The following is an 11,254-nucleotide window of genomic DNA, read 5'->3' as shown; positions in this document are numbered from 1 at the left end:
GTTTGAATTTTATTCTGCAGGAACTTTGATGCTTCCGTCAAGAATTTTAGCTTTAGCATCTTCTACTGCTTTTTTAGCATCATCTGACAAAGCTTTAGTTGTCAAATCAACACCACCATCTTTCAAACCATAAACTGTTGTTTTACCACCAGGGAATTGGTTTTTAGATGCTTTGGTTGCGATGTCTTTAACTGTTCCACCAACTTTTTTCAAGGTAGAAGCAAGAACGAAGTTAGATTCTTTACCATCTTTAGATTTAAATTTTCCTTCGGCTTCTTGGTCACGGTCCACACCAATAACCCAAACTTTTTCGCTTTCGTTTCTTGTTTCATTGATTGACTTCGCTTCGTTGAAGACACCAGCACCTGTACCACCAGCTACTTGATAAATGATATCAGCACCTGCTGTATATTGTGCAGCGGCGATTGTTTTACCTTTAGCAGCATCACCAAATGATTCTGCATATTGAACATCAATCTTGATAGATGGGTCTACTGATTTAACACCAGCTTCGAAACCTTTTTCAAAACGAGTCAATACGGCACCTTTAATACCACCTACAAATCCAACAACTTTTGTTTTAGTTGTTTTCGCTGCAGCTACACCTGCAAGATAAGCTGCTTCGTTATCTGCAAACAAAGCAGAAGCGACATTGTCTTGACCTTTGATTTCATCATCAATGATGACATAGTTGATGTCTGAGTGGTCTTTGGCAGCAGCTTCTACAGCGTTACGAAGAGCAAATCCAATACCAAAAATTGCTTTATAACCACTTGATGCAGCTTGCTCAAGGTTGTTAGCATACTCTGATTCGTTTGTTGATTGGAAGTAAGTGAAACCATGATCTTTTGAAAGACCGTTTTCTTTACCCCATTCTTGCAAACCTTCCCATGCTGATTGGTTGAATGACTTGTCATCAACACCACCAGTATCGGTTACGATAGCAGCTTTCAGATCTGTTTTAGCATCTGAATTGCTATTTGAGCGAGACGCACGGTTACCACATGCAGCAAGTCCTACTGCTGCGACAGCTACTAGACCAAGGCCTAGCCATTTTTTCTTGTTCATTTCTGAACCTCCTAAATAAGATATGCAACAATGTTGCAAAATTGTGTGGTCAGATGACCCAGACTACCAACTATTTTAAGTCGGTAAAAGAATATGGAAGTAATTCCCCGACCGTCATCACGACCGTCGATTTATCTTTAGCGACTAATGTCACTTTTAGATCTTTATTAAAAAATTCTGCCATCACTTGACGGCATGCTCCACATGGAGAAATTGGCTTTTCTGTCTGCCCATAGACAATCAGCTCTTCAAACTCAAGTGCTCCTTCAGAAACTGCTTTAAATATTGCTGTTCGTTCACCACAGTTTGTCAAACCAAAACTAGCATTCTCAACATTAACTCCAGTGAAGACACGGCCATCTTTAGCAACTAGTACAGCACCAATTGGAAAGTGAGAATATGGAACATACGCATTTTTGCTTGTCTCTACGGCCAAATCGATTAAATCAGTAGTTGCCACTAGCTGTTTCCCCTTTCATGATAGCAACGCCCGATGAAGCTCCGATCCGAGTAGCTCCAGCCTTAATAAAAGCTTGAGCATCTTCATAAGAACGAGCACCTCCAGATGCTTTAACGCCCATATCAGGACCAACTGTTTGTCTCATCAAAGCTACATCTTCTACAGTGGCACCACCAGTTGAAAAGCCAGTCGATGTTTTTACAAAGTCGGCTCCAGCTTTTTGGGAAATTTGACAGGCCAAAACTTTTTCTTGATCCGTTAAAAGGCATGTTTCAATAATAACCTTCACAAGTTTCTCACCACTTGCTTCTACTACTGCTTGAATATCTTTTTCAAGCAAATCCAAGTTACCAGACTTGAGAGCGCCAATATTGATTACCATATCGATTTCATCAGCCCCATTTTCAATCGCATTTTTTGTTTCAAATGCCTTTACTTCAGGAGTGGTTGCCCCCAAAGGGAAACCTATAACTGTACAAACTTTTACATCAGATCCGCTTAGTTCTTCAGCTGCAAGCTTTACCCAAGTCGGATTAACGCAGACACTTGCAAAATCATATTCTTTGGCTTCTTCAATTATTTTTTCAATTTGCTCTTTTGTTGCTTCCGGCTTTAAAAGAGTATGGTCAATGTATTTGTTCAATTTCATTTTTTCTCCTTTAAACTCAAGAAATGACCTCAATGATTTCGCTTACTTTTTTTCGTTCGACATCTATTCTAACATTTTTTTTGAATTCTGTAAGCATTTCCTCAGAGATTTTTTGGTTGGCATAGATTTTAGCAACTACTTCACCTGCCTGAACAGCTTCACCAACTTTTTTCTCAAAAACAATTCCTGTTTCATAGTCTAGTTTGTCAGATTTAACTGCTCGACCAGCACCTAAACGCATAGCAAACAAACCAAATTCCATAGCTGGTAGTTCAGAAATGAAACCAGACTGATCTGCAGTGACGTCTACTATATACTGGGCTGAAGATGGCCTATAAAGGTCTTCCAAGTCACCCCCCTGTGCTTGAATCATAGCTTCAAACTTTCTGAGAGCAGAGCCGTTCATTATGTGCTCGCGAACTTCCTCTATAGTTTTTTCCACATTTGCTAAGCTAAGCATAATCTGAGCTAACTCGCAGATAAAATGGGTTACATCTTCTCTGCCTTTTCCTTGAAGAATTTCTAGAGCCTCAAGGATTTCCAAACGATTACCAATGCTTGTTCCCACAGGTTGGCTCATATCCGTAATAACAGCTACTGTTCGTCTGCCTACAGCTTTACCTAACTCAACCATGGTCTGAGCAAGGCGACGCGCATCTTCGATATTCTTCATAAAGGCGCCTTCACCAACTGTCACATCTAGAAGGATACTATCTGCTCCGGCAGCGATTTTCTTACTCATGACAGAACTCGCAATTAGAGGAATTGTGTCAACTGTTGCAGTCACATCACGAAGAGCATAAAGCAACTTATCAGCTTTCACAAGTTGATCTGACTGACCAATTACAGAAAGACCGATATCTTGGACTTGTTTGATAAATTCTTCCTGACTGCGCTCAACTTGAAATCCTTTTACAGATTCCAGTTTGTCAATCGTTCCTCCTGTATGACCTAGTCCTCGCCCACTCATCTTGGCAACTGGTACACCAAAGCTAGCAACCAAGGGAACAAGAATCAAAGTGACCTTATCACCAACACCACCAGTAGAGTGCTTATCCACTTTAATACCAGAAATTTCTGATAAGTCAATTTGCTGACCTGTTCCTACCATTGTCATAGTCAAGTCTGAAATTTCTCTGGTTGTCATTCCCTTAAAGTAAATAGCCATTGCAAAAGCAGACATTTGATAATCGGGCACTGTACCAGCAACATAACCATCAATCAACCATTGAATTTCTTCTTTTGTTAATTCAAAACCATCACGTTTTTTTTGAATAATGTCGACAGCTCTCATTCTAGTTTCTCACTCCTTAAAATATAGTAGCCTTTATCTTTTTTGACAACTTCACAATTTCCAAAAACTTCTTCCATTTTGGCTTTAGCGCTTGGCGCCCCCTGCTTCTTCTGTATGACGATAGTTAGGTCACCACCTACCGTCAAATGCTCAAGGCTACCTGCAATAACTTGATGAACTACTTGCTTCCCAGCTCTAATAGGAGGATTACTAATTATATGGTCAAAAACTCCAGTTACTTGATCATAGATATTAGATTGAAAGATTTCCGCTGAAACCCCATTAAGTTCGGCATTTTTTCGGGCTAAATCCAAAGCACGCAGGTTAATATCCACTAAGGTAGCTTTCACAGCTTGCGACTTTACTAATGTTAAACCTAATGGACCATAACCACAGCCCAGATCCAAAATAGTATCCCCTATAGAAAAATCTATGGTAGACAGGAGGACCTGACTACCATAATCGATCATCTTCTTGCTAAAGACGCCAGCATCCGTAAGGAAGGTCATTGGTTGACCTAATAAATTCAGTTGTAATTTATGGATATCGTGCTTAGCATCCGGATTTTCTGCAAAATACATCTTCGACATAAATTAATTTTATCACAATTTTACCTAAAATGTAAACCGTTTACAATATTTTCTACAATTTTTTTAACAATATGGTATACTAATCAAGTTGATAGGAGAAAAAATATGACAAACGAATTCCTTCATTTTGATAGAATTAGCCGAGAAAGATGGCAACAATTACATAGAAAAACAACACCGCCATTAACTGAAGAAGAATTAAATTCAATAAAAAGTTTTAATGATGAAATTAGTTTGCAAGATGTTATGGATATCTACTTACCATTAACTAATCTGATTCAAATTTATAAGAGAGCCAAAGAAGATCTTGCTTTTTCAAAAGGAATTTTTCTGCAAAAAACCTTAAAAAAACAACCTTTTATCATCGGTGTTTCTGGAAGCGTAGCTGTTGGAAAGTCTACAACAAGCCGCCTTCTCCAAATTTTACTGTCTAGGACTTTTGAGAATGCAAAAGTTGAACTGGTAACTACAGACGGTTTTTTATATCCAAACTCTGTCTTGCAAGAACTCAATCTTTTAAATAGAAAAGGTTTCCCTGAAAGTTATAACATGGAACTTCTTCTAAACTTCTTAGATCACCTGAAAAACGGACAAAATTATCAGGTACCTGTCTATTCCCATGAAATCTATGATATTGTTCCAGATCAGACACAAACAATCCAAGTTGCTGATTTCGTCATTGTTGAAGGGATTAATGTTTTTCAAAATCCTCAAAATGAATGTCTCTATATAACAGATTTCTTTGATTTTTCTATTTATGTGGATGCTGAGGTTGAAAATATTGAGAAATGGTATCTTGATCGTTTCGGTAAATTACTAGACTTGGCTAGACGGGATTCAAAGAACTACTACCATCGCTTCACTAAAGAACCGGTTGAAGACGTTATGAAAATGGCTCGTAACATATGGAAATCTATTAATTTAGTTAACTTAAAAGATTATATTGAACCTACTCGCAATCGAGCTGAATTAATCCTTCATAAAGCTCATAACCATGAAATTGATGAGATTTACTTAAAGAAATAACTATAATTGATTGAAATCAAGTGATATTTTTTTAAAAGAATAATTAAGGCTTGTCAAATGCGAACTTTTCATATATAATTAGATAGTTAGTATACATTGGAGGTGAAAAACTTGGCAAACATTAAATCAGCTATCAAACGCGCTGAATTGAACGTTAAACACAACGAAAAAAACTCAGCTCAAAAATCAGCTATGCGTACTGCAATCAAAGCTTTTGAAGCAAACCCAACTGAAGAACTTTACCGCGCTGCTAGCTCAGCTATCGATAAAGCAGAAACTAAAGGTTTGATCCACAAGAACAAAGCTAGCCGTGATAAAGCACGTCTTGCAGCAAAACTTGGTTAATAAACTAACTGCATACAAAATGAGCTCTTCGGAGCTTTTTTTGCGCCTTAATTCATTAGGATGCGATTTTGCCAATTCTAAACGATCATAATTGTACAGTATTTGAGATAAGGTTCAAAAAACAGTGACGCAAACTTTTGCGTCCTCCTTCTATTTTTGATAAAATAGCGGTAAATCTGACATGAATACATTCTATGAGTCAGAAGAATTGATTAAATAAGGAACATAATATGAAAAACCAAACTTTAATGCAGTATTTTGAATGGTATCTTCCAGATGATGGCCAGCATTGGAATCGTTTAGCAATGGATGCGCCAAATTTGGCAGCCAAAGGAATTAAAAAAATATGGATGCCTCCGGCTTTTAAAGCAACTGCCTCAAATGATGTCGGCTATGGCATTTACGACTTATTTGATTTAGGAGAGTTTGATCAAAAAGGAACCGTTCGGACTAAGTATGGATTAAAAGAAGAATATCTTCAAGCGATCCAAACACTAAAAGACAATGGAATCGATCCAATTGCTGATGTCGTTTTAAATCATAAGGCTGCAGCCGACGGAACTGAAACATTTACGGTTATTGAAGTAGATCCAAATGACCGTACTACTGCTATTTCTGAGCCCTTTATGATTAAAGGATGGACTCACTTTACTTTTCCAGGAAGAAACAAGCAATATAATGACTTTGAATGGCATTGGTACCATTTTACTGGAACTGACTTTGATGCAAAAAGTCGTCGGTCTGGAATTTATTTAATTCAAGGTGACAATAAAGGTTGGGCGAATGACGAGCTGGTAGACAGCGAAAACGGAAACTATGACTATCTAATGTACGCCGATCTGGACTTCAAACACCCAGATGTTATTAAAAACCTATACGATTGGGCTAGATGGTTTATCGAAACTACAGGTATACAGGGTTTCCGCTTGGATGCAGTTAAGCATATAGATTCCTTCTTTATGGCCAACTTTATTCGAGATATTTTGCAAGAATATGGTGATGATTTCTACGTTTTCGGAGAGTTTTGGAATAATGATGAAGCTGCTAATAATGACTACTTAGAAAATATTGACTATCGCTTCGACCTTGTCGATGTTAAATTGCATACTAATCTTTTTGAAGCAAGTCAAAAAGGTGACGAATTTGATCTGCGTACTATTTTTGATCATACTTTAGTGAAAAACCACCCTGAATCAGCAGTGACATTTGTAGAAAACCATGATACTCAGCGTGGTCAAGCACTTGAATCGACTGTGGAAGAATGGTTTAAACCAGCGGCTTATGCTCTTATTTTACTTCGAGAGTCTGGACTACCATGTATTTTCTATGGAGACTACTATGGCATAAATGGTGAATTCGCTCAGCAAGATTTCCGAGAAGAGATTGACAAACTATTAGACCTTCGTCTAAACCTAGCTTATGGTGAAGAGACCGACTATTTTGATGACCCAAATTGTATCGGATGGACAAGGGCTGGTCAAGAAGGTAGTCAGCCTATCGCAGTTCTAATTTCAAATGCTACTTCTACGTCAAAACGGATGTATTTTGGCCAAGATTGGTCAGGGCACGAGTGTTCGGACTACCTGGGTAATTGCCAAACAATTGTCACTATCGATGAAGAAGGCTGGGGAGAGTTCCCTGTTGAAGAACAATCTGTTAGCGTTTGGTCTATTAAAAATTAAAAATCAGCTCTTTGAGCTGATTTTTAAATACAACAACAAAGCTTGGCTTAATAAAGCCAAGCTTTTTAGAATCACTATATATCTGTTAATCCTATTTTGACAAAGACAATGATGTCTATCCAATAGCTTCTCTTTAGAATAAAACCTTCAATCTTTTTTCCCATCACTCAATCGTCCAACTCGTTTCTTGCTTTCTGATTTGATTGAAATTTTGACTTCAAAAATGGTACCTTTAGGTCTATTATCTTTAACAGTAATTGTACCCTTTAGAGCATCGGCTATTTGTTTTGCAAGAGATAGACCTAGACCAAAACCACCCTTTTGTCTTGTTCTAGCCTTATCAACCCTATAAAAACGATCAAAAATTTTCTTTTTGTCTTCATTATTGATTCCAGGGCCGTTATCGGACACTCGTAAGTATAGAGAACGGTCTTTTGACCATACTATAAACTTAATAACCCCATCTTCTTCTGTATATTTCACAGCATTATCAAAGAGAATAGTCATCAGCTGTTTTAGAAGTGTTCTATCTGTCTTGATGTTGTGGTCGATATGATTTTCGTAGATAAATACTTTCTCATTTTCATCCGCAATGATTTCATAGTTGGCAAATGTTGTAGTGAAAAATTCTGGTTCAACTTCAGTAATTTCAGCCTTAATGCCATCATCTCTTCTTGCAAGATTCAATAGATTAGTTGTTAGCATCCGCATATTCCGAACTTCTTCCAGACTGGAGGCAATATTTTCACTAGATTCCATAATCGTAGCTTCCGGTTTTCGGAAAAGAGTTTCCAAACGGTTCTGCAAAACAGCTAAAGGAGTACGCAACTCATGGCTGGCGTTTTCAACAAAAGATTTTTGCTTCTGCATACTGTCTATTAGAGGCTTCACGCTGACCCGAGCCAAATAAATACTGGCAATAATTGAAATTAACCAGAAACTAATCATAACAATGACAATGATTTGTTCATGATTCTGACTGGTTTGCTCCAATTGATTGACATTAATCAAAACTGCTGCATATTTTACTTTGTTCAAAAGATTCCCAGATAAGAATTCGCTTGGATTAATCTCAAAAACCAACATACGATAGAGTTCTTCTTGACCATAGTTGTTTTTCAAAGTAGTCTGAATAATTTTACCTACATCCTTTTTCTTGATTGAAATCTTTTTTAAACTAAGAAAATGATCTGCAGTAGTCAATGGTTTCAAGTCTTCATCGAACAAGACTGCTTCAGTGTTCGAATTCACCTTCAGATTATCCATTGGTCCAGGGTCTGGGGCGTCTTGTGGCCCAGTATCATCATCAGATGACTGACCCTCATCAATCGTTGGTTGCATATTGGCTGCACGAGCCAAAGCAAGGTGGAGGACAGATCTGGGATTCTGACTTAAACTTTTTAAATTATCGTCAACTGTTGTATAAAGCCCTGAGCGCATAATCTGAATGATTAAAAGAGTCATGGCCGAGAAAATAAGTGTGAATACACCAAAATAGCGAATGAAATATGAAAAATCATCCGCATAAAAAGTTCGTCTAAGTTTATTCAGCATTCTTCAAAATGTAACCGACACTGCGAAGGGTTTGCATATTGTTCGCGAAAGTCGTTCCTTTCAATTTTTTCCGAATTTTTGAGACATAGACTTCAACGACAGAAATGGTAGTATCACTGTCAAAGCCCCAAAGCCGATCAAAAATCTGAGTTTTAGGTAGAATTACGTTTTGGTTCTGCAGGAAATAAACTAATAAATCAAATTCTTTTCCCAGTAATTCTACTTCTTTTCCATTCACCAAAGTGGTATTGGTAGAAAGATTTACTGTCACATCACCATATGATAAAGTATTTTCATTAAATTTTCCTGAACGCTTGAGTAAGGCCTGGATCCGCATCTTTAATTCTTCTAAATAAAACGGCTTGGTTAGATAGTCATCTGCCCCTAATTCAAAGCCATGTCCTTTATCATCCAAACTTTCTTTAGCAGTCATGATGAGAACAGGAGTTGAGACTCCTTTTTCACGCAAGTCTTTTAAAACTTGAAAGCCGTCTTTTTCAGGAAGCATCAGATCCAGTAGAATCAAATCATAAACACCGCTTTCAGCTTCATAGAGACCTTCTTCACCATCAAAAACCTGCATGACATCCGCAAAGTCATCTAAGAAATCAAATACAGAGTTCGACAACCCTAAGTCATCTTCTACTAGTAAAATCTTAATCATCTTGTTCTCCTCCTGCTATAAGATACTGATCTGCTTCATCTAAGATTATGTAAAATAAAGAATTTCTGTCCCATTTTTTGGATCTTAGTATAATTCTTTAATTATTATATCATGACTTTAACAAATGGATTAAGATTTTGTAGCGTTTTCTTCATTATTTTGATTAGAATTGCTTTCATTATTCTTTGTACTTCCATCTGCATTGGCTGGTTTCTTCTTAGAATTGCTACCGTTTTCTTGATTATTATTTCCTTGCGGTGGCTGACCTCCCGGACCGCCAGGTCCTCCGTTACCACCAGGTCCGCCTTGTCCTTCTTGACCATTCATTTGAGGTGGTTGTCCACCAGGGCCTTGCATATTATTGCCGTCTTGATTATTTTGCTGCGTTTTCGATGTTTGAACGGTTGACTGCTGATTTGTTGCTTTTTGCGTCAAAGAACCGAATGTATAGCCACCAAGCAAGCCGACTACTAAAGAACCTGTCGCTACTACCGATAGCCACCACTTGGTGCTTTTTTCTACAACAATCATTTTCTCTTTATTCATTCTAGGTTTTTCCTTCTTTCTGTTTTAAGTTTCTGTGATAAAGTAAAGAAGTTTTACTTCATGAATTCACCACATCCTTTCTTTAGGTTACATACATTTTAATTATTTTTTCTTAAAGTGACCTAAATTTTTTCTTAAAGAATACTAAATGATGAGAAAATTCTTAGAAAAATAATAGAAAATTTATCCAAAATATTTTTTTAAAATACGACCGTATCGTCTCAGTAAAAGATAATCCGCTATTGCTGGGGATAGCAGGTTCAATGTTGTAAAAATCTTTGTACCTTGTCCCATCAAAATCACTCTTTTACGAGATTTTATACCTTTAAGTAAAGCTTGGATTACTTGATTTGTACTTGATATAGAGATCCCCATCTCTCTCCAAACTGGATGATAAGGCTTTTCTGATGGTGTATCTGCTGCATTGGGGCAAAAATAAGTTAGATGCATCTTTTTCTTCTCCTGTTTTAATTCTCGATTCATTGATTCGATAAAAGAAAAAAGTCCGGCGCGGCTCGCCACATCTACACTATAATAGGGAAAGGCCAGCCTACCATCTGCAAAACCTCCTGAATGCACAATGGTTGCTCCTTTTTGATTTTTTAACAAAGGTAAAAAATGTTTGCTGACAAGAATAGCCCCTATTAGGTTAATCGTCATAGTCTGATTGATTTCCTCCTCAGAGTGAGATAATAAAGATTTTCGTACATCAAATCCTGTTGCATTAATAACAATATCTATATTATCCGACCACTTTTGAACTTCAGACACTGCAACTTTAATAGAAGTTTCATTTGTTATATCTATCGAGCAAATCGGAATGTTGGAAGCAATATCCTCAGAAAAAGCAGCTAATTTATTCATATTGCGACCTAAAAGAAATAAATGAGCACCCGCTTGAAAAAAAGCTTGTGTATAGGCTTGTCCCAAATTACCACTAGCACCAATAATAACGACCTTTTTATTTTTAAAATAATTGTCACCCATAACATACTACCTCATTAGTGAATCTTTTGCGATAAGTTTAATATAACAAGCCCCACAATAACCAAAGCAATTCCCAAGAGGCTTGCGAACGTTACTTTTTCATGAAAAAGCAAAATAGATAGTACTGTTGTTCCAACTAAACCAACACCCGACCAAATGGCATACACTAGATTTAGTTGTATGCCTTTCAAAGACAAGGATAAAAAGAAAAAACACAAGCCATAGAAAACTAAAGCAAGAATCCCAAAAAGCATTTTCGAAAAACCTTGCGACAGTTTTAACAGACTTGTGGCAGCTATTTCAGATACAATAGCAAGAGTTAAATAAATGTAAGACATCATTGTCCTCCCAGAATCAATAGAATTGAAAAGCTAGTCGGAAAACAATTG

Annotated in this window: 13 protein-coding genes; 3 read left to right on the top strand and 10 right to left on the bottom strand. The window is 37.2% G+C overall.

Annotation, left to right across the window (positions count from 1 at the left end; genetic code table 11):
* Window positions 1-9 precede the first annotated feature (9 nt).
* From PCY06_RS04640 to PCY06_RS04620, 5 genes are all read right to left on the bottom strand, one after another.
* Window positions 10-1,068 (bottom strand): BMP family protein, encoded by a 1,059-nt coding sequence (locus PCY06_RS04640; RefSeq protein WP_020992636.1) that lies wholly within the window; start codon window positions 1,066-1,068, stop codon window positions 10-12.
* Between the two features lie 70 nt (window positions 1,069-1,138).
* Window positions 1,139-1,528: a cytidine deaminase gene (locus PCY06_RS04635; protein ID WP_008808721.1), complete on the bottom strand. Its 390-nt coding sequence runs from the start codon at window positions 1,526-1,528 to the stop codon at window positions 1,139-1,141.
* Window positions 1,515-2,177: a deoxyribose-phosphate aldolase gene (gene deoC, locus PCY06_RS04630; protein ID WP_061595732.1), complete on the bottom strand. Its 663-nt coding sequence runs from the start codon at window positions 2,175-2,177 to the stop codon at window positions 1,515-1,517. Before deoC ends, PCY06_RS04635 begins: the two co-directional genes overlap by 14 nt.
* Before the next feature lie 16 nt (window positions 2,178-2,193).
* Window positions 2,194-3,471, bottom strand: a complete 1,278-nt coding sequence (locus PCY06_RS04625) for a pyrimidine-nucleoside phosphorylase (protein WP_061595731.1) — start codon at window positions 3,469-3,471, stop codon at window positions 2,194-2,196.
* A complete protein-coding gene (locus tag PCY06_RS04620; RefSeq protein WP_060553637.1) occupies window positions 3,468-4,061 on the bottom strand; it encodes a class I SAM-dependent methyltransferase in 594 nt (197 codons plus the stop codon). Before PCY06_RS04620 ends, PCY06_RS04625 begins: the two co-directional genes overlap by 4 nt.
* A 105-nt stretch (window positions 4,062-4,166) precedes the next feature.
* Here PCY06_RS04620 and coaA point away from each other — a divergent pair, with 105 nt between their 5' ends.
* The 3 genes from coaA to PCY06_RS04605 all read left to right on the top strand — a co-directional run bounded on the left by coaA (window position 4,167) and on the right by PCY06_RS04605 (window position 7,114).
* On the top strand, window positions 4,167-5,087 hold the full coding sequence (gene coaA, locus PCY06_RS04615; RefSeq protein ID WP_125414624.1) for a type I pantothenate kinase: 921 nt from the start codon (window positions 4,167-4,169) through the stop codon (window positions 5,085-5,087).
* Between the two features lie 96 nt (window positions 5,088-5,183).
* Window positions 5,184-5,432 (top strand): 30S ribosomal protein S20, encoded by a 249-nt coding sequence (gene rpsT, locus PCY06_RS04610; RefSeq protein WP_008808726.1) that lies wholly within the window; start codon window positions 5,184-5,186, stop codon window positions 5,430-5,432.
* A 230-nt stretch (window positions 5,433-5,662) separates the two neighbouring features.
* Window positions 5,663-7,114, top strand: a complete 1,452-nt coding sequence (locus PCY06_RS04605; protein WP_061595730.1) for an alpha-amylase — start codon at window positions 5,663-5,665, stop codon at window positions 7,112-7,114.
* A gap of 147 nt (window positions 7,115-7,261) precedes the next feature.
* Here the strand turns inward: PCY06_RS04605 and PCY06_RS04600 are convergent, their stop codons facing one another.
* From PCY06_RS04600 to PCY06_RS04580, 5 genes are all read right to left on the bottom strand, one after another.
* Window positions 7,262-8,668: a cell wall metabolism sensor histidine kinase WalK gene (locus tag PCY06_RS04600; RefSeq protein ID WP_061599021.1), complete on the bottom strand. Its 1,407-nt coding sequence runs from the start codon at window positions 8,666-8,668 to the stop codon at window positions 7,262-7,264.
* Window positions 8,658-9,332, bottom strand: coding sequence for a response regulator transcription factor (locus tag PCY06_RS04595; RefSeq protein ID WP_008808730.1), 675 nt, complete (start codon window positions 9,330-9,332; stop codon window positions 8,658-8,660). The genes PCY06_RS04600 and PCY06_RS04595 overlap by 11 nt, the downstream gene beginning before the upstream one ends.
* A 129-nt stretch (window positions 9,333-9,461) precedes the next feature.
* The gene (locus tag PCY06_RS04590; protein ID WP_301387085.1) at window positions 9,462-9,878 is read right to left on the bottom strand and encodes a hypothetical protein; all 417 of its coding nucleotides are present in this window, start codon (window positions 9,876-9,878) and stop codon (window positions 9,462-9,464) included.
* Between the two features lie 183 nt (window positions 9,879-10,061).
* Window positions 10,062-10,865, bottom strand: coding sequence for an SDR family oxidoreductase (locus tag PCY06_RS04585; protein WP_045634872.1), 804 nt, complete (start codon window positions 10,863-10,865; stop codon window positions 10,062-10,064).
* Between the two features lie 14 nt (window positions 10,866-10,879).
* Window positions 10,880-11,206, bottom strand: a complete 327-nt coding sequence (locus PCY06_RS04580; RefSeq protein WP_082307663.1) for a multidrug efflux SMR transporter — start codon at window positions 11,204-11,206, stop codon at window positions 10,880-10,882.
* Window positions 11,207-11,254: the final 48 nt, after the last annotated feature.

The sequence above is a fragment of the Streptococcus sp. SG1 genome (genome assembly GCF_030439935.1).
Taxonomy (GTDB): Bacteria; Bacillota; Bacilli; order Lactobacillales; family Streptococcaceae; genus Streptococcus; species Streptococcus gordonii.
The sequence above is the reverse complement of the archived record's forward strand: the minus strand, read 5'-3'. Positions and strand labels throughout refer to the sequence as shown.